20 protein-coding genes and 3 pseudogenes are annotated in these 24,040 nt (G+C 67.4%); 14 read left to right on the top strand and 9 right to left on the bottom strand.

All coding sequences use genetic code 11. The annotated features are described in order from the left end of the window. Nucleotides 1-69: 69 nt before the first annotated feature. The 3 genes and pseudogenes from AVME950_RS22590 (at nt 70) to AVME950_RS22580 (ending at nt 4,283) form a co-directional block, all read left to right on the top strand. Nucleotides 70-1,161, top strand: coding sequence for a tartrate dehydrogenase (locus tag AVME950_RS22590; RefSeq protein WP_284431537.1), 1,092 nt, complete (start codon nt 70-72; stop codon nt 1,159-1,161). Nucleotides 1,162-1,855: 694 nt separating this feature from the next. Further along, nucleotides 1,856-2,974: pseudogene (gene wecB, locus AVME950_RS22585) on the top strand (non-hydrolyzing UDP-N-acetylglucosamine 2-epimerase). A 4-nt stretch (nt 2,975-2,978) separates the two neighbouring features. Further along, nucleotides 2,979-4,283 (top strand): glycosyltransferase family 2 protein, encoded by a 1,305-nt coding sequence (locus tag AVME950_RS22580; protein ID WP_284431536.1) that lies wholly within the window; start codon nt 2,979-2,981, stop codon nt 4,281-4,283. Here the strand turns inward: AVME950_RS22580 and AVME950_RS22575 are convergent. Both AVME950_RS22575 and AVME950_RS22570 read right to left on the bottom strand, forming a co-directional pair. Beyond that, nucleotides 4,270-4,473, bottom strand: coding sequence for a hypothetical protein (locus AVME950_RS22575; protein WP_284431535.1), 204 nt, complete (start codon nt 4,471-4,473; stop codon nt 4,270-4,272). The two genes, AVME950_RS22580 and AVME950_RS22575, sit on opposite strands and share 14 nt — an antisense overlap. A 42-nt stretch (nt 4,474-4,515) precedes the next feature. After that, nucleotides 4,516-5,019, bottom strand: a pseudogene (locus AVME950_RS22570) (Crp/Fnr family transcriptional regulator); the annotation flags it as partial. A 214-nt stretch (nt 5,020-5,233) separates the two neighbouring features. Between AVME950_RS22570 and AVME950_RS22565 the strand changes: the two are divergent. Further along, nucleotides 5,234-5,628: pseudogene (locus tag AVME950_RS22565) on the top strand (isocitrate/isopropylmalate family dehydrogenase); the annotation flags it as partial. A gap of 78 nt (nt 5,629-5,706) precedes the next feature. On the opposite strand, the gene AVME950_RS22560 reads toward AVME950_RS22565, so the two are convergent. The 3 genes from AVME950_RS22560 to AVME950_RS22550 all read right to left on the bottom strand — a co-directional run bounded on the left by AVME950_RS22560 (nt 5,707) and on the right by AVME950_RS22550 (nt 8,669). Then, on the bottom strand, nt 5,707-7,029 hold the full coding sequence (locus tag AVME950_RS22560; protein ID WP_284431534.1) for a hypothetical protein: 1,323 nt from the start codon (nt 7,027-7,029) through the stop codon (nt 5,707-5,709). A 128-nt stretch (nt 7,030-7,157) separates the two neighbouring features. After that, on the bottom strand, nt 7,158-8,099 hold the full coding sequence (locus AVME950_RS22555; protein ID WP_284431533.1) for a LysR substrate-binding domain-containing protein: 942 nt from the start codon (nt 8,097-8,099) through the stop codon (nt 7,158-7,160). Between the two features lie 111 nt (nt 8,100-8,210). Continuing rightward, nucleotides 8,211-8,669: a thioesterase domain-containing protein gene (locus tag AVME950_RS22550; RefSeq protein ID WP_284431532.1), complete on the bottom strand. Its 459-nt coding sequence runs from the start codon at nt 8,667-8,669 to the stop codon at nt 8,211-8,213. Nucleotides 8,670-8,818: 149 nt separating this feature from the next. On the opposite strand from AVME950_RS22550, the gene AVME950_RS22545 reads away from it, so the two are divergent. From AVME950_RS22545 to AVME950_RS22515, 7 genes are all read left to right on the top strand, one after another. Further along, nucleotides 8,819-9,823: a tripartite tricarboxylate transporter substrate binding protein gene (locus AVME950_RS22545; RefSeq protein WP_284431531.1), complete on the top strand. Its 1,005-nt coding sequence runs from the start codon at nt 8,819-8,821 to the stop codon at nt 9,821-9,823. 96 nt (nt 9,824-9,919) lie between these two features. Then, nucleotides 9,920-11,470: a UxaA family hydrolase gene (locus AVME950_RS22540; protein WP_284411691.1), complete on the top strand. Its 1,551-nt coding sequence runs from the start codon at nt 9,920-9,922 to the stop codon at nt 11,468-11,470. 120 nt (nt 11,471-11,590) lie between these two features. Beyond that, nucleotides 11,591-13,060 carry an NAD-dependent succinate-semialdehyde dehydrogenase gene (locus AVME950_RS22535; RefSeq protein WP_502869445.1) on the top strand — a complete coding sequence of 490 codons (1,470 nt, stop codon included), beginning with the start codon at nt 11,591-11,593 and terminating at the stop codon, nt 13,058-13,060. Between the two features lie 190 nt (nt 13,061-13,250). Beyond that, complete coding sequence (locus AVME950_RS22530) at nt 13,251-14,288, top strand: Bug family tripartite tricarboxylate transporter substrate binding protein (protein ID WP_284431529.1); 1,038 nt, start codon at nt 13,251-13,253, stop codon at nt 14,286-14,288. A 100-nt stretch (nt 14,289-14,388) separates the two neighbouring features. Continuing rightward, nucleotides 14,389-15,399 carry an NAD(P)-dependent oxidoreductase gene (locus tag AVME950_RS22525; RefSeq protein WP_284431528.1) on the top strand — a complete coding sequence of 337 codons (1,011 nt, stop codon included), beginning with the start codon at nt 14,389-14,391 and terminating at the stop codon, nt 15,397-15,399. A 56-nt stretch (nt 15,400-15,455) separates the two neighbouring features. Beyond that, nucleotides 15,456-16,256, top strand: coding sequence for a 4-hydroxy-2-oxoheptanedioate aldolase (gene hpaI, locus AVME950_RS22520; protein ID WP_284431527.1), 801 nt, complete (start codon nt 15,456-15,458; stop codon nt 16,254-16,256). 212 nt (nt 16,257-16,468) lie between these two features. After that, a complete protein-coding gene (locus AVME950_RS22515) occupies nt 16,469-17,155 on the top strand; it encodes an IPTL-CTERM sorting domain-containing protein (protein WP_284431526.1) in 687 nt (228 codons plus the stop codon). Nucleotides 17,156-17,240: 85 nt separating this feature from the next. Here AVME950_RS22515 and pmbA read toward each other — a convergent pair whose 3' ends face one another. Continuing rightward, nucleotides 17,241-18,650, bottom strand: a complete 1,410-nt coding sequence (pmbA, locus tag AVME950_RS22510; protein ID WP_284402734.1) for a metalloprotease PmbA — start codon at nt 18,648-18,650, stop codon at nt 17,241-17,243. An 86-nt stretch (nt 18,651-18,736) separates the two neighbouring features. Here pmbA and yjgA point away from each other — a divergent pair, with 86 nt between their 5' ends. Together yjgA and mog are read left to right on the top strand one after the other, a co-directional pair. Further along, a complete protein-coding gene (yjgA, locus tag AVME950_RS22505) occupies nt 18,737-19,402 on the top strand; it encodes a ribosome biogenesis factor YjgA (protein ID WP_284431525.1) in 666 nt (221 codons plus the stop codon). Next, nucleotides 19,395-20,009, top strand: a complete 615-nt coding sequence (gene mog, locus AVME950_RS22500; RefSeq protein ID WP_284431524.1) for a molybdopterin adenylyltransferase — start codon at nt 19,395-19,397, stop codon at nt 20,007-20,009. Before yjgA ends, mog begins: the two co-directional genes overlap by 8 nt. Before the next feature lie 106 nt (nt 20,010-20,115). Here mog and cysE read toward each other — a convergent pair whose 3' ends face one another. Then, a complete protein-coding gene (gene cysE / locus AVME950_RS22495; protein ID WP_284402731.1) occupies nt 20,116-20,901 on the bottom strand; it encodes a serine O-acetyltransferase in 786 nt (261 codons plus the stop codon). Between the two features lie 45 nt (nt 20,902-20,946). Beyond that, the gene (locus AVME950_RS22490) at nt 20,947-21,741 is read right to left on the bottom strand and encodes an RNA methyltransferase (RefSeq protein ID WP_284431523.1); all 795 of its coding nucleotides are present in this window, start codon (nt 21,739-21,741) and stop codon (nt 20,947-20,949) included. Between the two features lie 137 nt (nt 21,742-21,878). Between AVME950_RS22490 and AVME950_RS22485 the strand changes: the two genes are divergently transcribed. Then, nucleotides 21,879-22,811, top strand: a complete 933-nt coding sequence (locus tag AVME950_RS22485; RefSeq protein ID WP_284427743.1) for an inositol monophosphatase family protein — start codon at nt 21,879-21,881, stop codon at nt 22,809-22,811. A 91-nt stretch (nt 22,812-22,902) separates the two neighbouring features. On the opposite strand, the gene AVME950_RS22480 is transcribed toward AVME950_RS22485, so the two are convergent. Continuing rightward, nucleotides 22,903-24,033 (bottom strand): response regulator, encoded by a 1,131-nt coding sequence (locus AVME950_RS22480; RefSeq protein ID WP_284427742.1) that lies wholly within the window; start codon nt 24,031-24,033, stop codon nt 22,903-22,905. Between the last annotated feature and the right edge of the window lie 7 nt (nt 24,034-24,040).

The raw sequence follows: 24,040 nt of genomic DNA, 5'->3' as shown, positions 1-24,040 counted from the left end.
TTGCGAGGCACTGCCGAACAATGCCCCCATCCGGCACCTGCCGCTCTGCTTTTTTCCACAAGGACCCCCATGCAAAAAACCAAGTACCAGATCGCCGTGATCCCCGGCGACGGCATCGGCAAGGAAGTCATGCCCGAAGGCCTGCGGGCCATCCAGACCGCCGCCGAGCGCTTCGGCTTCGAGCTGGAATGCCGCACCATCGACTGGGCCAGCTGCGACTACCACGCCGCCCACGGAAAAATGATGCCCGACGACTGGAAGGCCCAGCTCGCCGGCGTGGACGCCATCTTCTTCGGCGCCGTCGGCTGGCCCGCCACCGTGCCCGACCACGTGTCCCTGTGGGGCTCGCTGCTCAAGTTCCGCCGCGAGTTCGACCAGTACATCAACCTGCGCCCCGTGCGCCTCTTTGAGGGCGTGCCGTGCCCCCTGGCCGGCAGGAAGCCCGGCGACATCGACTACTTCGTCGTGCGCGAGAACACCGAGGGCGAATACACGTCCCTGGGCGGCATCATGTACGAGGGCACCGACCGCGAGATCGTCATCCAGGAATCGGTCTATTCGCGCCACGGCGCCAACCGCCTCTTGAAGTTCGCCTTCGACCTGGCGCAAAGCCGCGCCAAAAAGCACGTCACCCTCGCCACCAAGAGCAACGGCATCGCCATCAGCATGCCCTGGTGGGACGCCCGCGCCGACGACATCGCCAAGGCCTACCCCGAGGTCACGCTCGATAAGCAGCACATCGACATCCTCACCGCGCGCTTCGTGCTGCAGCCCGGGCGCTTTGACGTGGTCGCGGCCACCAACCTGTTCGGCGACATCCTCTCCGACCTGGGGCCCGCCACCACCGGCACCATCGGCCTGGCGCCTTCGGCCAACCTGAACCCCGAGCGCACCTTCCCCAGCCTGTTCGAGCCCGTGCACGGCTCGGCACCGGACATCTACGGCCAAAACATCGCCAACCCCATCGCCATGATCTGGTCGGGCGCGCTGATGCTGGACTTCTTGACGCAAGGCCAGGGCGCAGGAAGGCAGGCACACGATGCCATCGTGGCGGCGATCGAAGAGGTCATCAAGACCGGGCCGAAGACGCCCGACTTAGGGGGCACGGCCAACACCACGCAGGTGGGCGAGGCCATCGCGGCACACATCGCACGGGCCTGATCCACGCGCGGCACGCCTTCGACGAGGGCGCTGCCAGCGCCTCTTTCCAACGCAGGTCCTGTCCTCCCTGCCAGCCGGGCAGGCGCTTGCCGCGGCAGCGGCAGAGGCGGATGCCGGGGCGCGCATGGACGAGCGCACGCATGGCCACTCGGGTCACGCCTTCGCGCCGCATGCCAGGCACGTCAGCGATCCGCTCCCTCGCCATGACCTGCCAGCGGCCCTGGCTTCGGCCCGTGCTCAGCCAAGGGCCAACGGCCCCATCTCCGATCCAGCACATGCGGCCGATGGCACGCGGCCGTGTGCAACCTTGCACAGCCGTACGTCCTGGCGCGTCCAGGCCGCCGGCGCGGGCACGGCTTCGCACGCAACGCAACCCCGCATTCATTCCCTGAGCCCTCCCTGAAACGGTGCCGGGCAGGCGCTCCACCGCCACGCGCCTTCGGCACCCGCCCCTTCTCTTGCACCCAGGCGGCGAGGCGGCCCACGCCTACAACGCTATGTGGGTCAGCGAACAGACCGCGTTCCAACCCGCACGCACCATCGCCCGTGCCGTGCAAAAGGAGAGCGGGCCGATGGAGCATGGGCTCTGGCCACTCCACTGCAGCGCGCGCGCCGGCACTGCGACTTCCCTCCGGGATGCCTGGCTTTTTCCTCTTTCCTCTCTCCCACCCCCGACACCGCAAAGGATCGAGCCATGCAGGACATTCTCATCGTCTCGGGCACGCGCCCCGAGATCATCAAGCTGGCGCCCCTGTACCACGCGCTGCGGGCCCTCAGCTGGGCCCGCGTGCATTGGCTGCACACGGGCCAGCACGACGAAATGGCCATCCAGATGCTCGATTGCTTCACCATCCGGCCGGACATCGTGCTCCACCGCGAAGGCAGCACCCTGCAGGAATTCAGCGCCGGCTGCCGCCGCCAGATCGACGGGGTGCTGCAGGCGAAAGACTACGCGCTGGTCATCGTGCAGGGCGATACCGAATCCGCGTTCATCGGGGCCTTGGCGGGCTTTTACCGTGGACTGCCGCTGGCCCACGTGGAGGCGGGGCTGCGCACCTACAACCTGGCGAGGCCCTTTCCCGAAGAAGGGCTGCGCCAGATGATCAGCCGGCTCGCGCAGTTCCACTTTCCGCCCACCTCGCGCTCACGCACCGCACTGCGGTCGGAGGGCATTCCCGACGAACGCATCCACGTGACGGGCAACACCGTGGTGGATGCGCAGCACTGGACCTGCACCCACCACGGGGTGCGCCGCCGCGCCGCCGGGCGGGGGCACCTGCTGGTCACCTTCCACCGGCGCGAGAGCTAGGGCGAAGGCGTGCGCGGCATCTGCCGCGCCATCGCCGATCTGGCGCGGCAGAACCCCGGGCTGCAGGTGCTGTTTCCGGTGCACAAGAACCCCGTGGTGCGCGAGCCGGTGCAGGCACTGCTGGGCGGCATCGCCAACATCCGGCTGAGCGATCCGCTCGATTACATGGACATGCAGCAGGCGCTCGCCGACGCCTGGCTGCTGCTCACGGACTCGGGCGGGCTGCAGGAAGAGGCCCCGACCTTCGGCGTGCCCGTGCTGGTGCTGCGTGACGAAACCGAGCGGCCCGAGGCCGTGCAGGCCGGTTGTGCGCTGCTCATCGGACCGTCGTACGACGCCATCGTCTCGCACGTCACGCGGCTGCTGGGCGACCCCCAGGCGCACCGGCGAATGGCGCAGGTGCACAGCCCGTTCGGCGACGGCCAGGCCTGCCAGCGCATCGTCTCCGTGCTGGCGAGCCACCTGGCGCCCGCGGCACCCATGCCCTTGCCCCTGGCGGCCTGACACCATGCATCCGCTCGGACTTCTTCCCGCCTATTCGGCGCAGCCGGTCGCCGCCGTGATGGCCTACCTGCTCATGTTCGTGGTGCTGTTCATGGTGCTGTACGGCATCCGACACTTTGCGTTCACCATGAGCCGGCTCGTCGGCACACAGCGCCACCCCTATCTGGACATCGCGGTGGCCCAGTGGCCCATGATCACCGTGTTCATTGCCGCGCACAACGAAGAGAAGGTCATCGCCGGCTGCATCGAGGCGCTGCTCAAGACCGACTACCCCGCCGACCGCATGATGATCATTCCGGTGAACGATCGCTCCAGCGATGCGACGGCGCAGATCATCAACGGCTACGACGAACGGTTCCCGTCCCGGCTGGCCCCCTTTCACCGCACCAGCGGCAAGCCGGGCAAGTCGGCGGCGCTCAAGGACGCACTGCGCTTTGCCGAAGGCGACATCGCCATCATCTTCGATGCCGACTACGTACCCGGGCGCGGGCTCCTCAAGCAGCTGGTGGCGCCCTTCTTCGATCCGGAAGTGGGTGCGGTGATGGGCCGCGTGGTGCCCGTCAACAGCGGTGCGAACCTGCTGACCCGCTTGCTGGACCTGGAGCGCTCGGCCGGCTACCAGGTCGACCAGCAGGCGCGCATGAACATGAACCTGATGCCGCAGTACGGCGGCACCGTGGGGGGCGTGCGCATGTCGGCGGTGGAGGCCGTGGGTGGCTGGCACGACGACACGCTGGCCGAGGACACCGACATCACCTTCCGGCTCATGTTCAACGGCTGGAAGACGGTCTACACCAACCGCTCGGAGTGCTACGAGGAAGTGCCCGAGGAATGGCCCGTGCGCATCAAGCAGGTCAAGCGCTGGGCCAAGGGGCACAACCAGGTGCTGGCGCGGCATTGGTGGAAGTTCGTCACCAGCCCCTACCTCACGCTGGGCCAGCGCGTGGACGGAATGCTGCTGCTGTTCGTCTTCGTGATCCCGCTCATCATGCTGGCCGGCTGGTGCCTGGCGCTGGGGCTTTACTTCCTCAACGCGGGGTCGCTGCTGTCGCAACTGATCCCCGTGTTCGCGCTGATGGTCTACGGCACGCTGGGCAACTTCGCCGCGTTCTTCGAAATCGTCATCGCGGTGCTGATCGATGGCAACCGCAGGCGCCTGCGGCTGCTGCCATTGAACATGCTGGGCTTCATGGTGAGCCTGTTCGCCATCTCCGGCGCCGTGTGGAGCCTGCTTCTGGACGCTCTCTTCAAGCGCGAGATGGTGTGGGACAAGACGGCGCGTTACCGCAACGAGGTCAAAAATGCCTGAATATCCTTCCATGCTGCTGGCCTTCACGACGGCCTGCGCCGCGCTGTTCTTGCTGCCTTTCGTGCCCGCCATCCGCGAATGGCGCCGCCCGACCGACAGCGCCGCCCTGCTGGTTCCACCCGACCATGCGGCCGACATCGACCACTTTGCCCGGCGGCTGCGCGCCGATGCGCAGGCCCGGCTCGGCCACGGGGAGTCAACGGGGTACGAGTCCTTCGACCTGATCCCGCCCGACGCCGCGCCTGCGGCATGGGCCAGCGATCAGCTCCTGCGTCATGACGAGCGTGCTGCCCTCCAGCCGGTCCAGGCTGAGCAGCAGCCAGCGGCACAGTTGCTGGTCCAGCATGTGGTGGCGATTGCAGACCGCGGTCTGCGACATCTGCGTGATGAGTGCCTGGATGTAGCGCAGCAGCAGCGGCAGGATGGCCGGATTGGCCACGTCGCCGCGGATGCGATCGGCCCGGATGCGGAACGCCCGGCCGGCACTCTGCACCACGGCCCGGCTCAGGATCGACCCGCCCCCCATGAAGAGGGAAATGCCCACCACGCCTTCCCGCCCCACGACGGCGATCTCCGCGGAAGAGCCGTCCTCCATCACATACAGCAGCGACACGATGGCGGTGGCCGGAAAGTAGATGTGCCGCACCGCCGCACCGGACTCGTACAGCACCTGCCCCAGCGGAAGCTCCAGCACATCGATGAGGGGCAACCAGCGCTGCAAATCGTCTGCGGCCATCGCATGCAGTATTCCGTTGCTGGAGACGTCTTCAGGTTGCAGTGGCTGCAGTGGCACACGGGACATATTTTTGACTTGTTCGCTGGGATGTGTTTCAAAAAGTATATGAACAACGCGGTAGACGTTATGTGCGGTGGCGCACATAAGGGGCTTTGTTGCGGAAAAGCCCTTGCGCGAAGCGGCGCCAGGAAACATGTTGCCTTCGCCACCAGTAGCCCACTTTGTGGTGCGGCTCGACTGCTTCGACGTGGTGGCCGCCACCAATCTGGTCGGCGACATCCTCAGCGACCTGGGGCCCGCCACCACCGGCACCATCGGCCTGGCGCCTTCGGCCAATCTGAACTCCGAGCGCACCTTCCCCAGCTTGTTCGAGCCCATGCACCCGATATCTAAGGCCAAAACATCGCCAACTCCATTGCCATCGGGCGCGCTGATGCTGGACTTTTTGACGCAAGGCCAGGGCGCGGGACGGCAGGCGCACGATGCCATCGTGGCGGCGATCGAGGAGGTCATCAAGACCGGGCCGAAGACGCCGGATTTTTTTTTGGGGGGGGCACGGCCAACACCACGCAGGTCGGGGAAGCGATTGCGTCGACAGTTGCGAAACGGCAATTCAATGAAAGTAGTCAGCTTTTGTCTAAGGGCCCAACAGCGGCGACTGAGCAAATATCGATATGAAATCAGCTATTACCAATTGACCCTCCATCTGCCGCCACCTGTGCATGCAGAGCAATGGGCAATACTTCTCCAATTATTCCTGCCTTCGAGTTTATGCAGGCCTTTTTCAGCTTGATCCCCCTTGAAAGCAGGTTTCCAATTTGACTCTTTGTGGTTGCAAGACGCAGTTTGGACAAGTGTATCGACGCCGCCACCGCTTCCAATCTTTTTATAGTAAATAGTGCTCCCCGCTGTAGGAGTTTTCTTTTTTATAGTCTCATGAGTGAATTCGGAAGCACTTTCATTTTGATCATTGGCGACTTCATGATAACCAGGATGATCAAGCTTCCACCGCAAAGATTGATTGATCGAATTGACTTTCTCCACCTCAACCGAAAGCCGAGCATTTTCCTCAATTATTGATGTCAATTCATAATCACGAGCATCTTCCTCAAGAGCTAAAAGCCGCTCTTTTTCAGCAGAAGTTCTAATCTCCCGAAACAGTACAGGAGGCACCATAGTTAATGCGGCCACAGACATTATTTCTCGGCGCAAAGCGGCGAGAAATCGATTGCGCCCGCCATCATCAATTCCTAATGAAGCCAATTTTGATGCAATCCAATTAATGCCCGCCAATGAACCGTCATGCCTGCGACCAGGCCAATAAAGTCGAACCGCACCTAGATAGCAAGAATCACGCTGCTCAAGTTCATCAGTCAAAACCCAAGATGATTCAGCACTCACAAAAGCTGTATCAGCTAAACCAACTAAATGCTCTGCAATTTTTGTCTGAAGATCAGGCCAAATTGCCTCATCTTCATCGTTTGACACAACGACCACAGGTAATCGGCGACTTTCTGATCGGAGAATATCGCAAAGAATTTTTGCGTTTTTCGAACTGGTAGCGTCAAATGCTTGAGCCAATGGAACTGATTGATCCGCAAATTTCCAATCTCCAAATTTTTCAATTATTGAGCGAATTACAAGGGGGCATCGGGGATAAACCCTGATCGGCGCTACACGTGACTCCGCTGGAGTCGCTGAAAGCGTGGCGTAAACGACGATACGACGTCCAGTAGTGGCAATCTGCATCCGAGTTGTGAACATCGCACCATCGTCCACGCTTTCCATTAGCTCTACTTGACTCAGGGAGCCAACACTACTTTTGACCATTTGCCGAGAGAAATGCCCAGTGCCATCGCCAGTCTTCGACACAAAGTAGCCGTCTGATGTGCGTGGCCCTTGTACGCCCTTTTTCTCCAGCCAGCTATCAATCAAATGATCAAGAACATCCAAACGACTGTTTGGATCGTCTATATCAGCTTCAAACAAATACGCAGCTAAGTTTTGCATACATCCTTTGGTTGCTAAAAGCCAAGATATGAATCCCTTAGTTACAAATATATTACTTGTCGCAAAAAATAACAAACAAATTTATTTAATTTTTCTATTACAAAACTGGACGCGATATAAATTTATTTTCAAAGAACACTTTCCCAATTCCCCACCTCCCTCAAACACCCCACCAACGCCTGCGTCACCGGCGTCCCCTCCGCCCCCCGCATCCGGATCAGCCCCACCGGCGGCAACTCGATCTCCACCGGCACCTTCACCACCGCCAGCATTCCCTGCTCCGCGAAATGCCGCGCCACCGTGCGCGCCATGAAGGCCACGGCGCCGCGCTGGTGCAAGAAGGTGATCTGCGACAGGAACGACGCCGACTCCACGATGTCGGCCGGCGGGTGCAGGTCGTGCGCGAAGAACTGCTGCTCCAGCTTCACGCGCAGCGAGGCCCAGGGCGGGGGCAGCACGCAGGGCTGCCCGGCGATGTCGGCCCAGCGGGGCTTGCGCTTCGTGGCCAGGGGATGGCCCGGCCGCACGACGGCGACCATGGGGTCGTCGTAGAGGGCCTCGGTTTCCAGGTCGGGCGAGGCGTAGCCCGGCTCCAGGCGGCCGACGAACAGGTCCAGCTCGCCCAGGCGCAGCTTCGGCAGCAGGCGCGTCAGGTCGCCCTCTTCGATCAGCACGGTGGTGTGGCGGGACCGGGCCTTGAGCTTTTCCACCGCCTGCGCCAGCAGCACGGGCGTGGCGGCCACCATGGCGCCCACGCTGGTGCGGCCGCGCGCGCCGCTGGCCTCGGCGGCGATCTCGTCACGGGTGCGGTCGTAGCCGGCCAGCACGGACCGCGCGAAGCGCACCACGCTCGCACCGGCCGCGGTGGGCTCGGTGCCGCGGGTGGAGCGGTCGAACAGCGGCAGGCCGAACATGCGCTCGATCTCGGCCAGGGTCTTGGAGACGGCGGGCTGGGTGACGGAGAGGAAATCCGCCGCGCGGCCGACGTGGCGAAACTGGTCCAGCGCCACGAGCATCTGCAGGTGCCGCAGCTTGAGGTTGGAGCGTAAAACGCGGTCGATCTGGCTCATGGGCGTGGGCGTGGAAGGTGGTGGAAGGAAAGGACAGGAAAGGAAGCCGCAGGTGGGCGATGCAGCGCGTGCACCGCGGCACAGGCCGGCACGGGCCGGCCGCCGCTCCGGTCAGCGGTGCAGCACGAACTGCCCGGTGAACTGCACCGCATCGTCCTCGCTGCCCTCGGCCCGGACGCCGGTGTGCAGCGCAAGCCGCGCGCGGCCGCGGCGCTGGTACGTGGTGATGAAGGTGCGCCACAAGGCCGGGTCGGGCGCCTCGCAGATCGCCACCGCGGCCCCGCGCACGGGCAGCGGGTAGCGGATGTGGCTCTCCTGGATCACGATGTGCCCCCCCTCGATGCCCGCCTCCCGCAGGCGCAGGTGCAGCCAGCCCCAGCCGGCCAGCACGGCGCCGCAATACAGGCTGCCGCCGAACATGGTGCTTTTGTGGTTGACGTTGGGCTCCAACGGCAAATGCAGGTGCAGCGCGTGGCCCTCCCAGCGCAGCACGGTCAGGCCCATGTCGCGGGTGAGCGGGATGTCGTGGTGCAGCACCTGCTGCAAGGCCTCGGTCGGCTCGGTGGTCATCGGTGCGTCTTTCAACAAAGGGGAAGGTGCCGTTCGGCTTCATAACCTGCAGGCTATGAAGCGAGTCTGCTAATTCATTGGAAAGCAATGATTGTCTGCCCAAGAATCCAGCCTGTGCTTTACCGATAAAAAACAGACCGGAGACATCGATGAATTCTTCCCGCCCCCTGCAGCGGCGCCAGTTCGTGCTGGGCGCCGCCGGCGCGGCCGCGCTGGCCGCCACGTCCACCCTCCTTCCCTCCCGCGCCCTGGCCAACGGCTACCCCGAGCGCCCGATCACCTTCATCTGCCCCTGGCCGGCCGGCGGCACGGCCGACCAGTCGATGCGCACGCTGTGCACGGTGGCCGGCCGCATCCTGGGCCAGGCGGTGGCGGTGGAAAACCGCGCCGGGGCCTCCGGCATGATCGGCTCGAAGGCCCTGGCCTCCGCCCGGCCGGACGGCTACACGATCGGGCAGATCCCGATCTCGGTCACGCGGTTTTCGCAACTGGGCACGCTGCAGGCCGACCCGCGCAAGGACTTCACCTACCTCGCTCGCACCTCGGGCCAGACCTTCGGCATCGCGGTGCCGGCCGATTCGCGGTTCAAGACGCTGCAGGACTTCGTGCAGCACGCCAAGGCGAACCCCGGCCAGGTGACCTATGCGCACGCGGGGGTGGGCGGTGCCACGCACGTGGGCATGGAAGAATTCGCCAGCGTGGCAGGCATCCGCCTGAACCACGTGCCGTTCAAGGGCGGCGCTGAGGCGCTGCAGGGCGTGCTGGGCGGCCATGTGGATGCGCTGGCCGATTCCAGCTCGTGGGCGCCGCATGTCGAGGCCGGCAAGCTGCGCCTGCTGGCCACCTGGGGCGAGCAGCGCACCGCGCGCTTCAAGGACACGCCCACGCTGCGCGAGCTGGGCTACGACGTGGTGGTGGATGCGCCCAACGGCATCGGTGCGCCCAAGGGGCTGGACCCGGCCATTGCGGCGAAGCTGCGCGAGGCCTTCCGCCAGGCCGTGGCGAGCCCCGAGTTCAAGGCCGTGGCCGACCGGCTCGATGCGCCGCTGCTTTACCTGGACGGCCCCGACTACGAAAAATACGTGAACACGGTCTACGCCAAGGAGACCGTGCTGATCGACAAGCTCAAGCTGCGCGAGCTGATGAAAAGCTGATGCCGAGCGAACGGGCGGCGGCATCGCAGCCGCCGCGCCGCCCCACCCCGCGAGAGAGCGCCCCTCCCGAAGCGCCCCCACCCGAAAGCCCTACCGATGAACGCCATTGCGCCGCTCCCCGCCCCCACCGACAGCCCGCTGCTGCACCTGCATCCCAACGACAACGTGCTGGTGGCCAAGTCGGCGCTGGCGATCGGGCAGGCCATCGCCGAACTGGGCGTGCGCACGCGCGCCCAGGTGCCGGCGGGCCACAAGATCGCCGCGCGGCGCATCGCGCAGGGCGAGCAGGTGAAGAAGTACGACACGGTGATCGGCGTGGCCACGCGCGACCTGGAGCCGGGCGACTACGTGCACAGCCACAACATCGAGCTGGTCGACTACTACCGCGACCCGGCCTTCGGCGCGGACGTGCGGCCGGTGGACTATGTGCCGCAAGCCGAGCGCGCCACGTTCCAGGGCTTCGTGCGCGAGGACGGCAGCGTGGGCACGCGCAACTTCATCGGCATCCTGTCGTCGGTGAACTGCTCGGCCACGGTCATCAAGCAGATCGCCGCGCACTTCACGCCCGAGCGGATGAAGGCCTTCCCGCACGTCGATGGCGTGGTGGCGTTCGCGCAGACGAGCGGCTGCGGCATGTCGTCGCCCAGCGAGCATTTCGACGTGCTGCGCCGCACGATCGCCGGCTATGCGCGCCACCCCAATCTGGCGGGCGTGCTGATCGTGGGCCTGGGCTGCGAGCGCAACCAGGTCGATGGGCTGGTGGATTCGCAAGGATTGCAGCGCGGGCGCCTGATGCGCACGCTGGTGATGCAGGAGGTGGGCGGCACGCGCGCCACCATCGCCGCGGGCGTGGAGGCGATCGAGGCGATGCTGCCCGCAGCCAACGCCGCGCGGCGCAGCACGGTGAGCGCCAGCCACCTCAAGATCGGGCTGGAGTGCGGCGGCTCGGATGGGTTCTCGGGCATCACGGCCAATCCGGCGCTAGGCGCGGCGATGGACGTGCTGGTGCGCCACGGCGGCACGGCCATCCTGTCGGAAACGCCGGAGATCCACGGCGTGGAGTTCATGCTCACGCGCCGCGCGATCACGCCCGAGGTGGGGCAAAAATTGCTGGACCGCCTGGCCTGGTGGGAGCGCTACGCGGCCGGGCAGAACGCGCAGTTCAACGGCGTGGTGGGCCACGGCAACCAGGCCGGGGGGCTGGCGAACATCTTCGAAAAGTCGCTCGGCTCGGCGATGAAGGGCGGCACCACGCCGCTGCGCGCGGTGTACGAATACGCCGAGCGCATCGACGAGAGCGGCTTCGTCTTCATGGATTCGCCGGGCTACGACCCGGTGGCGGCCACGGGGCAGATCGCCAGCGGCGCGCAGCTGATCTGCTTTACCACCGGGCGCGGCTCGATGTTCGGCAGCAAGCCGGCGCCGACGATCAAGCTGGCCAGCAACACGGCCATGTACCAGCGGCTGGAGGAAGACATGGACATCAACTGCGGCGTGATCCTGGACGGCGAACTGACGGTGCCCGAGATGGGCCAGCGCATCTTCGAGCAGATCCTGCGGCACGCGAGCGGCGGCGCCACCAAGAGCGAGCTGCTGGGCCTGGGCGACCACGAGTTCGTGCCGTGGCACCTGGGCATCGTGAGCTGACCCTGGCTGAACCGGGCCAGGCACAATCACTACAAAATTGATAGCACGATGCCCTAGTGTCATTTGCACTGGAGCCCGATTTCATTCCAACCCCATTCCGTCCCTGCCATGCCCCTGACCCTGCCCCTGACTCTCCACCGCCCCGACCTGATCCGCAGCGCCAACTTCATCGCAGGCCAGTGGCACCCCGGCCCCGGCGCGCGGCTGCCCGTGACCGACCCCGCCACCGGCACCGTGATCACCGAGGTGCCCGACTCCGGCGCCCCCGAGGCCCGGGCCGCGCTGGAAGCCGCCCATGCCGCCTTCCCCGCCTGGCGCCAGGTGCCGGCCAAGCAGCGCGCGGCCATCATCAAGCGCTGGAACGATCTGGTGCTGGCCCACCAGGACGACCTGGGCGCCTTGATCTCGCTGGAGCAGGGCAAGCCTCTGGCCGAGGGCAAGGGCGAGGTGGCCTATGCCGCCAGCTACATCGAATGGTTCGGCGAACAGGCCACGCGCATGAACGGCGAGGTCATCCCCGCCCCCGTGCCCGGCCGGCGCATGTTCGCCCTGAAGGAGCCCGTGGGCGTGGTGGCCGCCATCACCCCGTGGAACTTTCCCGCCGCGATGATCGCCCGCAAGATCGCCCCGGCCCTGGCCGCCGGCTGCACGGTGGTCTGCAAGCCCGCCGAGGACACGCCCCTCACGTCGCTGGCCCTGGTGCTGCTGGCCCACGAGGCCGGGGTGCCGCCCGGGGTGCTGAACATCGTCACCGCCTCGCGCGAGAAGACGCCCGAGGTGGTGGACGTGTGGCTGGACGATGCGCGCGTGCGCAAGATCACCTTCACCGGCTCCACGCCCGTGGGCAAGCACCTGGCGCGCCGCAGCGCCGACACGCTCAAGAAGCTCTCGCTGGAGCTGGGCGGCAACGCCCCCTTCATCGTGTTCGAGGATGCCGACGTGGACGCGGCGGTGGACGGCTTCATGGCCGCCAAGTTCAGAAACGGCGGACAGACCTGCGTGTGCCCCAACCGGGTGTTCGTGCACACCAGGGTGCATGCCGAGTTCGCACAGAAGCTCACCGCCCGCGTGGCGGCCTTGAAGGTGGGGCCGGCGAGCGACCCCGCCTCGCAGATCGGGCCGATGATCAACGCCCGCGCGGTGGAGAAGATCGAGCGGCACGTGCAGGACGCCGTGGCCAAGGGCGCGAAGGTGCTCACGGGTGGAAAGCGCCTGGCCGACCTGGGCGCCACCTACTACGCCCCCACGGTGCTGGAGAACGCCGACGCGACCATGGCCTGCGCGTGCGAGGAGACGTTCGGCCCGGTGGCGCCGCTCACGCGCTTTGACAACGAACAAGAGGTGATCGCCGCCGCCAACGACACGCCGTTCGGGCTGGCCGCGTACTTCTACAGCCAGGACGTGCGCCGCATCTGGCGCGTGGCGGAGGCCCTGGAGACGGGGATCGTGGGGATCAACGAAGGGGCGCTGGCGGCGGAGGCGGCGCCGTTCGGGGGGGTGAAGGAGTCGGGCTACGGGCGCGAGGGATCGACACACGGGCTGGAGGATTACCTGCACACGAAGTATGTGTGCCAAGGTGGGCTGGGCTGACAGGCAAACGGCCCACACCAGCACACCGACCGCACGAAGCTCCCTCCACCCAACCGCCTGTCACCGCCACGCAAGCCCCCACCACGGAAGCCCCCCATGCATTGATCGATTTCCCCACCGGCACGGCGCGACATGGGCGCGGTGCCGGTTTTTTCGTCCAAGTAAAAACCACACACCAGGAGACAACACCATGGTTCCCATCGCTTCCCGTGCCGATGCACACCCCGGCGCACGCACCCGCACCACCGGCCGCCGAGCGCTCGTCGTATCGGCCGCGCTCGCCCTGTGCGGGCTGGCCGCGCCGCTCGCCGCCGTCCATGCGGCCGACGCCTATCCGACCAAGCCCGTCACGCTGCTGGTGCCCTACCCGGCCGGCGGCGCCAACGATGCCGTGGCGCGGCTCGTGGGGCAGAAGCTGGGCGATGCGCTCAAGCAGCCCATGGTGATCGACAACCGCCCCGGGGCCGGCACGACCATCGGCACCACGGTGGCCGCCAAGGCCGCGCCGGACGGCTACACGCTGGTGCTGGGCTCGCTGGCCAGCCACGCGGTGAGCCCGCACCTGTATGCCAAGCCCGGTTACGACGCGGTGGCCGACTTCACGCCCATCGGGCTGATCGGCGTGGTGCCGATGGTGCTGGTGGTGGCGCAGGATTCGCCGTACACCAGCGTGCGCGCGCTGGTGGAGGCCGCGCGCAAGCAGCCGGGGGCGCTCAACTACGGCTCGTCGGGCAACGGCTCGCCGCTGCACCTGGCGGCGGAACTCTTCAAGCAGGCCGCGCAGGTGCAGATCAACCACGTGCCTTACAAGGGCGGCAACGCCCACACCATGGACCTGATGGGCGGGCGGCTGGACATGATCCTGGACACGCTCACCAGCGCCTCGCCGCTCATCAAGGGCGGCAAGGTGCGGGCGCTCGCCGTGGCCGCGCCCACGCGCCTGCCCGAGCTGCCGGACGTGCCCACCTTCGCCGAGGCGGGCTACCCCGGCTTCGAGGTCAACGCCTGGTATGCCCTGTACGCCCCCGCCAAAACCAGCAAGGACGTGGTGGCCACCCTGAACACCGCGCTGAACGCCGTGCTGCGCCAGCCCGAGGTGCTGGAACGCATGGCCGCGCTGGGCGTGCGCCCCCAGCCGGGCACGCCGCAGGCCCTGGCCCGCTTCACGCAGGACGAGCTGGGCCGCTACGGCAAGGTGATCCAGGCCAACGGCATCCGCATCGACTGACACGGCACGCACGGGGCGGGCGTGGCCCGGCCCGCCCTGCATTGCGCCTGTCCAGTTCGCCGACCCCATTTACCCATTTGCCCCACTGCACGCACGCGCCATGAACGTTTCCACGACGCCCGATCCGGCCCCATCCTCCCTGGCCCCTTCCCCCGCCCCGTTCGATGTCCTCGTCACCGCCGCGCACTGGCCCGAGGCCGCGCAGGACCTGGTGCGCCGCAGCGGCGGCCGCGTGCATTGCATGGCCGAGCCCATCACCGAGGACACACTGTCCGAACGGCTGGCCGCCACGGGCGCGCAGGCCATCGTGCTGCGCGGCTCCAAGCCCATCACCGAGCGCGTGATGGCCGCCGCGCCCGCGCTGCGCATCGTGGCCAAGAACGGCGCCGGGGTGGACAGCGTGGACCGGGCCGCGGCACAGCGGCGCCAGGTGGCGGTGGCCGTGGCCCTGGGCGCCAATGCCGATGCGGTGGCCGAACACGCGCTGGCGCTGATGCTCGCGCTCACGCGCCAGTTGCCCGAGCTGGACCGGCGCGTGCGCGCGGGCGGCTGGGCCGACAGCCAGTGGCAGGGCCGGGATTTCCGGGGCAGCACGGTGGGCATCGTGGGCTACGGCAGCATCGGCCGCGCCACCGCGCGGCTGGCCGCCGCGCTGGGCGCGCAGGTGCTGGTGCTGCGCCCGGCGGGCCAGGCCGACGGCTTTGCCACCGAGCCGGACCTGCATGCCTTCCTGGCGCGCGTGGACATCCTGAGCCTGCACTGCCCCTTGACCGACCGCACGCGCGGCCTGATCGGTGCGCGCGAGCTGGACTGCCTGCGGCCCGGCAGCATTGTGGTCAACACCGCGCGCGGCCCGGTGGTGGAGGAAGCGGCCCTGCTGTCGGCGCTGCGCAGCGGCCACCTCGCCGGCGCGGGGCTGGACACCTTCGACACCGAGCCCCTGCCCGCGGACCACCCGCTCAACACCCTGCCCCAGGTGCTGATGACGCCCCACGTCGCCGGCGTGACGCGCGATGCCGCGCTGCGCGTGGCCACCGCCACGGCGCGCAACATCGTGGACCACCTGCAGGGCCGGCCGCTGCCGCCCGGCCACCTGCTGGCCGGGGTCTGAGCCCGGCCGGCTACCCTTCGTTCTTCTTCCCCTTCGCTTCACGCACGACCCGCACCATGCCCGCACACAACCCCTTCAAATCCGCCCTCGCCGCCCGCCAGCCCCAGATCGGCCTGTGGCTGTCGATGGCCGACCCGTACCTGGCCGAGGCCGCGGCCACCACCGGCTACGACTGGCTGCTGATCGATGGCGAGCACGCACCCAACGACGTGCGCAGCACCTTGGCCACGCTGCAGGCCGTGTCCGCGCAGCCCGCCCAGCCGGTGGTGCGCGTGGTGGAAGGCAGCACCGCGCTCATCAAGCAGATGCTGGACATCGGCGCGCGCACCCTGCTCGTGCCCATGGTGGACACGGCCGAGCAGGCCCGCGCCATCGCCGCCGCCACGCAGTACCCGCCGCACGGCACGCGCGGCGTGGGCAGCGCCGTGGCCCGCGTGTCGCAGTGGAACAGCCGCACGGACTACCTGCAGGTGGCCGACGACGAGGTCTGCCTGCTGGTGCAGGCCGAAACGGTGACGGCGCTGCAGAACCTGCCCGCCATCTGCGCGGTGGACGGCGTGCACGGCGTCTTCATCGGCCCGGCCGACCTGGCCGCGTCCATGGGCCACCGCGGCAACCCCGGCCACCCCGACGTGCAGGCCGCCATCGAAGGCGCCATGCGGACCATCATCGCCAGCGGCAAGGCCGCCGGCACGCTCACCTCCGATCCCGTGCTGGCGCAGCGCTACCTGGACCTGGGCTGCACCTTCGTGGCGGTGGGTGTGGACGTGCTGATGTTCGTCGGCGCGGCACGCAAGCTGCGCGCGCAGTTCGGCGGGCCAGCGGCGGTGCCTCCGCAGGCGGGTGCCGCGTATTGAAGGGTCCCCGCGGCGGAGGGTGCGGGCGCGCTGCGGCCCGCCGGGGAGATGGGGAGACGGGGACCATGCGGGGGGAACATGGGTGCCAATGCCATCGCGCGCCGCGCCAGGGGGTGGTTTCGAAATTGGCACCCACGCAACACTTACAAATTCGCCCCCGGTTCCGAATTAAACTTTCAGGCGGTAACAATTACTAACCCTTGGAGGCGGTTATGAGGAAAATCCTATTGGGCACCGTGCTCGCTCTGGCGGCAGGCACGTCGTTCGGTGCCACGGTCAACATCAACAGCACCGGCAACTACGCCAGCCTGCAGAACTACACGAACTGCACCACGACGCCCGCGAGCCTGTGCGCCAACTTCCTGACCACGAACAACGTCACCGGCACGTTCACGACGGCCGGCAACCTGCCGGCCAACGCCAGCAACCTGGAGATCGGCTCGACCGTCACCTCCTACAGCTTCTCCACCGGGCTCGATACCGTCGCCTCGACCGATGCCAATGCGCGCCTGAACACGCTGCGCATCTCCACCGACGCCTCCGGCAACCTCACGAACGTGAATCTGATGCAGGCCGTGCTGTGGCTGACGGGCACGGCGCCCCACACCACGGCGGACCGTTTCACGGCCGCAGTGATCTCCGGCAACGCAGGCACCGCCACCCACAATTCCGGCTGCCAGACCGTGGGCACGGGCAACAGCGGCGTCACCAACACCTGCCTCGTCTCCACCGTGACCGACACCTCCCGCAGCACGGCCAACGCCTCGCCCGTGAGCTTCTCCATGGCGGCCGCCGCGGTGACGGCATCGCCCATTCCCACGGTGTCCGAATGGGGCCTGATCCTGATGGCCTCGCTGCTCGGCATGTTCGGCATCGCCCGCCTGCGCCGCCAGCGCTGATCGGCTTTCGTTCAGCCCAACAAAAAACCCGCCGCTGGCGGGTTTTTTGTTGGGGCCGGCGCTTTCGGCACCGCTGCGTTTTGCATCAGCTGCCCGCCACCTTCATGCGGTTCACGAGGATCGAGCCCACGGTCTTGGCGCCGTAGTTGTAGGCATCGGCGCCCACGGCTTCGATGCCTTTCAGCATGTCCTTCAGGTTGCCGGCGATGGTGATCTCATGCACCGGGTAGGCGATCTGGCCGTTTTCCACCCAGAAGCCGCTGGCGCCACGCGAGTAGTCGCCCGTCACGTAGTTCACGCCCTGCCCCATCAGCTCGATCACGAACAGGCCAGTGCCCAGCTTTTTCAGCATGGCGTCGAGGTCGTCGCCCGCGCGGGTGCGGCGCGAGGTGAGCGTGAGGTTGTGCGAGCCGCCCGAGTTGCCGGTGGTCTTCATGCCCAGCTTGCGCGCCGAGTAGCTCGAGAGGAAGTAGCCCTCCACGCGGCCGGCATCCACCACCTTGCGGGGCGCCACGCGCACGCCTTCGTCGTCGAAGGGCGAGCTGCCCTTGCCGCGAAGAATGAACGGGTCTTCCAGGATGTCGATGTGCTTCGGTAAAACCGGCTTGCCCAGCGAGTCGAGCAGGAACGTGCTCTTGCGGTACAGCGCGCCGCCGCTCACGGCCTGCACGAAGCCGCCCAGCAGGCCGGCCGCCAGGGGCGACTCGAACAGCACGGGGCACTGCGTGGTGGGGATCTTGCGGCTGCCCAGGCGGCTCAGGGCACGTTCGGCGGCGTAGCGGCCCACCTGGGCGGGCGCGGCCAGCTCGCGCGCATCGCGCATGGAGCTGTACCAGGCATCGCGCTGCATGTCGGCATTCTTGCCGGGCAGCGCGGCGATGGGCGCCACCGACAGGCTGTGGCGCGAGCTGGCATAGCCGCCGCGAAAGCCGCGCGTGTGGGCGCTGAAGAAGTGGCTCTGCTGGGCCGATACGCCCGCGCCTTCGCTGTTGGTGATGCGGCGGCTGGTCTGCAGCGCGGCGGCTTCGCATTCCATGGCGATGCGCGCGGCCTCCTCGCTGGTGATGGCCCAGGGGTGGAACAGCTCCAGCTCGCGGTGCGAGTCCTCGGGGGCGATGTCGGCCTCGTCCGGCAGGCCGGCCACCGGGTCTTCGGCAGTGAAGCGGGCGATGTCGTAGGCCGCCTGCACGGTCTGCTCGATGGCGGCGCTGGAAAAGTCCGAGGTGCTGGCGTTGCCGCGCCGGTGGCCGATGTAGACCGTCACGCCCAGCGACTTGTCGCGGTTGCGCTCGACGTTCTCCAGCTCGCCCTTGCGCACGCTGACCGACAGGCCGCAGCCCTCGGAGGCCTCGGCGCCGGCGTCGGTGGCGCCCAGCTTCTTGGCGTGCGCCAGGGCTCGGTCCACGAGGTCTTCGAAAAACGGGCGGGTGTAGCTGAAACCGCTGTCGGGTGTCTTCGGGGCGGCGCCGGCGGCGCGTGGGCTGGGTGTATTCATATCGGCGGCTATGATACTTGCCGCCTTCGGCACCAAGGTGCCGAAGCCTGTATGGGCACACGCGTGCCCCTCCCATTGCCCCCACCATGTCACGCAAACCCAAAAAAGGCTACTACGTGCGAGGCCAGTTCGTTGCCGAAGGCAGCGAGCTGGACATCGAACTGAAAGCCGAGCTCAAAGGCACGCACGAAGCGAGCCGGACCGACCTGAAGCGCGAGAGCGATGCGCTGCAGAAGCTCGGCGAAGACCTGCTCACGCTGCGCGCCGACCTGATGGAACGCCTGCAGCTGCCCGAGAAGCTGCGCGACGCGCTGGCCGAGGCCCGGCGCATCACCAACTTCGAGGGCAAGCGCCGCCAGATGCAGTACGTCGGCAAGATCATGCGCCAGCTCGATCCCGCCGCCGTGGCCGCCGCCCAGGCCGCGCTGGACGAGCAGCACAACGGCTCGGCCGCCGAAAAGCTCGCGCTGCACGCCTCCGAGCGCTGGCGCGACCGGCTGATCGCCGACGACGCCGCACTGCCCGACTGGCTGGAGCGCTTTCCGCGCACCGACACGCAGCAGATCCGCGCGCTGATCCGCCAGGCGCGCAAGGATGCGCAGCCCGAGGGCAAGACCGCGAACGTGCAGGTGTCCGAGGGCCTGGCCCCGCGCAAGGGACGCGCCTACCGCGAGCTGTTCCAGCTCGTGCGCGAACAGATGGAAGACGCGGCCACCCACGCCCGCCACGAAGAGACCGGCCGCGATGCCTGAGGCCGTGGCACCTGCCGCGACCGGCGGCTTCGAGCCGGTGCGCATCGGAATCGTCTCCGTCAGCGACCGGGCCAGCACCGGCGTCTACGAGGACAAGGGCCTGCCCGCATTGCAGGACTGGCTTACCCGCGCGCTGCGCAACCCCATCGCCTTCGAGCCCCGGCTGATCCCCGACGACCAGGCCACCATCAGCGCCACGCTGATCGAGCTGGCCGACACCGCCGGCTGCAGCCTCGTGCTGACCACGGGCGGCACGGGCCCCGCCCTGCGCGACGTGACGCCCGAGGCAACGCTGGCCGTGGCCCACAAGGAGATGCCGGGCTTCGGCGAGCAGATGCGCCAGATCGGCCTGCGCTTCGTGCCCACGGCCATCCTCTCGCGCCAGGTGGCGGTGGTGCGCGGCAGCACGCTCATCGTCAACCTGCCCGGCCAGCCCAAGGCGATTGCGGAAACGCTGGAGGGCCTGCGGAGCGAGGACGGCAGCCAGATCGTGCCGGGCATCTTCGCCGCGGTGCCCTACTGCATCGATTTGATCGGCGGGCCGTACCTGGAAACGCACGACGCGGTGTGCAAGGCGTTCCGGCCGAAATCGGCCGTGCGGCGCTGATGCTATATTTTTTATAGCATAATGCCCTAGTATTTATTGTGCTGCAGGCCTTTTTGGCTTGCACACCGAAGCCGGGGCCGCCACCGGCCACCTGCCAACGCGCCGGCTACTTCCCCACCAGCTCGTTGAGCTTGTCCGCCTGGAACTGCTCCTCGCGCGCCGCGTCGCAGGGCACGCAGTCCTTGGCCGGTGCCTGCGGGTTGGCCGAAAGCTTTTCGATGGCCTGCCACAGCAGCGCGATCTGGTGCTCCTGCGACGACGCGTTGTCGATCAGGCCGCGCATGGCCTGCGAGAGCGGATCGTCTTCCTGCGTGATGCCGTAGGCAGTGAAGGGGCGCGCGGCCTGCGGCTCGGTCACGTCGGCGCTCTGGCCGGCCTTGGAGGGGATGATGCGGGCCGGGATGCCCACGGCCGTGGCGCCTGGCGGCACAGGCTTGATGACCACCGCGTTGCTGCCGATCTTGGCGCCGTCGCCCACCTCGAAGCCGCCCAGCACCTTGGCGCCGGCGCTCACCACCACGTCCTTGCCCAGCGTCGGGTGGCGCTTGGCGCCCTTGTAGAGCGAGGTGCCGCCCAGCGTCACGCCCTGGTAGATGGTGCAGCCGTCGCCGATCTCGGCGGTCTCGCCGACCACCACGCCCATGGCGTGGTCGAAGAAGACGCGCTCGCCGATCCTGGCGCCCGGGTGGATCTCGATGCCGGTCATCCAGCGCGCGAAATGCGAGATGAAGCGCCCCAGCCACGGCAGGCCGTGGCGCCAGCACCAGTGCGCCGGTCGGTGCAGCCAGATCGCGTGCAGGCCGGGGTAGCAGGTGACCACCTCCCAGGTGCTGCGCGCGGCGGGGTCGCGGTCGAGGATGCACTGGACGTCGGAGCGCAGGCGGGCAAACATGGGGTGGTGGGGCGTGGGGGCGCAGCGGAAAAAGAGCCGCCGAGTCTAGCGCTTTGCCTGCGCGGCGCCGGTCATGGCCTTGGCGACACCGCGCAGGATGTGGATTTCCTCGGGCGTGAGTTGCGCGCGGTTGAACAACTGGTTCAGGCGCGGCATGAGCTTCTTGGGCGCGGCGGGGTCGAGAAAGCCGATGTCCACCAGCGCGCGCTCCCAGTGCGCCAGCATGCCGGCCACCTGCGCGGCATCGGCCCGCTCGGTGGCGGGTGCTGCGGCCGCCGCGCCGTCGGCGGCGGCGAACCCGCCGAGCGCCAGGCGCCATTCGTAGGCGACGACCTGGATGGCCGCACCCAGGTTGAGGGAGCCGAAGGTGGGGTTGGTGGGAATCGACAGCGCCACGTGGCAGCGGTACACGTCGTCGTTGGCCATGCCGAAGCGCTCGCTGCCGAACAGGAAGGCCACGCCGGCCTCCGCAGTGGGAGTGGGAGCCGAATCGGGCTCCAGCACATGTTCTTCTATGGCATATTGCTCACTTTTCAATAGCAAATCGAAATGCTCGCGCGGCGAGCGCGTGGGCGGGCCGAAGTCGCGCGGGGTCATGGCGGTGGCGCACAGGTGGCTCATGCCGTCCAGGGCCTCGTCCAGCGTGGCGACGATGCGCGCGTTCTCCAGCACGTCCAAGGCGCCGCTGGCGCGCTGGATGGTTTCCTCGCGGCGCAGCACGTTGGCCCAGCGCGGGGCGACGAGTACCAGGTCGCCGAAGCCCATGGTCTTCATGGCGCGGGCGGCGGCGCCGACGTTGCCGGCATGGCTGGTGTGGAGGAGGATGAAACGGGTCTTCATGGCGCGCGGTCGGTGAAAAAAGGCAGTACGGGTAAAATCGCGCGCTCATTGTCGCCGTCCGCATCGCCGGGGCGCCATTCCCCGTTCCTGAACCGCCAGGCCGCCCTTGCCGCGCGCCCGGCCCACGCCACAATCCAATGTCGACCAATCTGCACCCCATGCTCAACGTGGCCATCAAGGCCGCACGCGCCGCCGGCGCCATCATCAACCGCGCGGCCCTGGACGTGGAATCCGTGCGGATCTCGCAAAAGCAGATCAACGATTTCGTGACCGAGGTGGACCACGCGAGCGAAAAGGCCATCATCGAGACGCTGCTCACGGCCTACCCCGGCCACGGCATCCTGGCCGAGGAATCGGGCAGCGAGTACGGCGCGAAGGATTCGGAGTTCGTCTGGATCATCGACCCGCTGGACGGCACCACCAACTTCATCCACGGCTTTCCGGTCTATTGCGTGAGCATCGCGCTGGCCGTGCGCGGCAAGGTCGAGCAGGCCGTCATCTACGACCCGACCCGCAACGACCTCTTCACCGCCACCAAGGGCCGCGGCGCCTACCTGAACGAGCGCCGCATCCGCGTCTCCAAGCGCACGCAGCTCAAGGAATGCCTGATCTCCACCGGCTTTCCGTTCCGCCCGGGCGACAACTTCAAGAACTACCTGAACATCATGGCCGACGTGATGCAGCGCACCGCCGGCCTGCGCCGCCCGGGCGCCGCCGCGCTGGACCTGGCCTACGTGGCCGCGGGCTACACCGAAGCGTTCTTCGAGACCGGCCTGTCGATCTGGGACGTGGCGGCCGGCTCGCTGCTGGTGACCGAGGCCGGCGGCCTGGTCGGCAATTTCACGGGCGAGGCGGACTTCCTGGAGCAGCGCGAATGCCTGGCCGGCGCACCGCGCATCTACGGCCAGCTGGTGCCCATCCTCACCAAGTACAGCCAGTTCGCCAGCGCCGGCGACAAGGCGGCCGTGCGCCAGGCGGCGGCCAACCTCTCGCTGCCCACGGACGGCCTGGACGACGTGGTGCCGGCCACCCCGGCCGAGGACGGCGAAGCCGCCACCGGCGCCCGCTGACCGGCAGCGCCCGCGCGAAGGGATTGCCGCTGCGGCCCACGGGCCGCGCGGCAGTCCCTTTTTTCTTTTCAGGCCCGTGGCCCGTGTGGGCCTATTCCGGGTCGGGGTACTTGAGCGCGATGTGGCGGAAGTCGTCGGCCAGGTCCACGAAGGCATCCACCATGTCGGGGTCGAAATGCGTGCCGCGGCCCCGCACGATGGTGGCGCAGGCCTGTTCGTGCGAGTACGCGGGCTTGTAGATGCGTTTGCTGATGAGCGCGTCGTACACGTCGGCCACCGCCATGAGCCGGGCCGAGACGGGAATGGCATCGCCCGCCAGGCCCTCCGGATAGCCGCTGCCGTCCCACTTTTCCTGGTGGCTGTAGGCGATCTCCTTGGACACGCTCAGAAAGGCCACGCGCATGCCCAGGCGGCGCTCGGCGTCCTCGATGGCATTGCGGCCCAGCGTGGTGTGCGTCTTCATGACCTCGAACTCTTCCACCGTGAGCTTGCCGGGCTTGAGCAGGATGCGGTCGGGAATGCCGATCTTGCCGATGTCGTGCAGCGGCGCCGATTTGTACAGCAGCTCGATCATGCGTTCGGTCAGCGTCTGCTCGAAGCGCGGGTGCAGGCGCAGGTGCTCGGCCAGCGCCTTCACGTACAGCTGCGTGCGGCGGATGTGGTTGCCCGTCTCGTTGTCGCGCGTTTCGGCCAGGGAGGTCATGGCCATGATGGTCACGTCCTGGATGGCCTGCACTTCCAGCGTGCGCATGGCCACCTCGCGCTCCAGGTAGGCGCTCTTGTCGCGCAGGAAGTCGGCGGTGGCCTTCAGCGCCAAATGGGTGTGCACGCGCGCCAGCAGGATGGGCGGGCTGATGGGCTTGGTGATGTAGTCCACCGCACCGGCCGCCAGGCCCGTGCGCTCGTCGTCCGAGGTGGAGCGCGCGGTGAGGAAGATCACCGGGATGTCGCGCGACTGCGGGTGTGCCTTGAGCTGGCGACAGACCTCGTAGCCGTCGATGCCCGGCATCATGATGTCCAGCAGGATCAGGTCGGGCGGCGGGGACGACTGCGCGATCCGCAGGGCCTTCTCCCCCTGGTTGGCGACCTTGACGTGGTAGTGGTCACGCAGCAGCGTGCCCATGAGGGTGAGGTTGTCGGGCGTGTCGTCCACCACCAGCACGGTGGCGATGGGTTTTTCGACAAAGAGGGACTCGTCGGCATAGAAATGGGGAATGTCCATGGGGTGG

This window comes from Acidovorax sp. SUPP950, from assembly GCF_030158935.1.
In the GTDB taxonomy this organism is placed as follows: domain Bacteria; phylum Pseudomonadota; class Gammaproteobacteria; order Burkholderiales; family Burkholderiaceae_C; genus Paracidovorax.
Note: the sequence above shows the minus strand (reverse complement) of the source record. Positions and strands in the feature narration are given on the sequence as shown.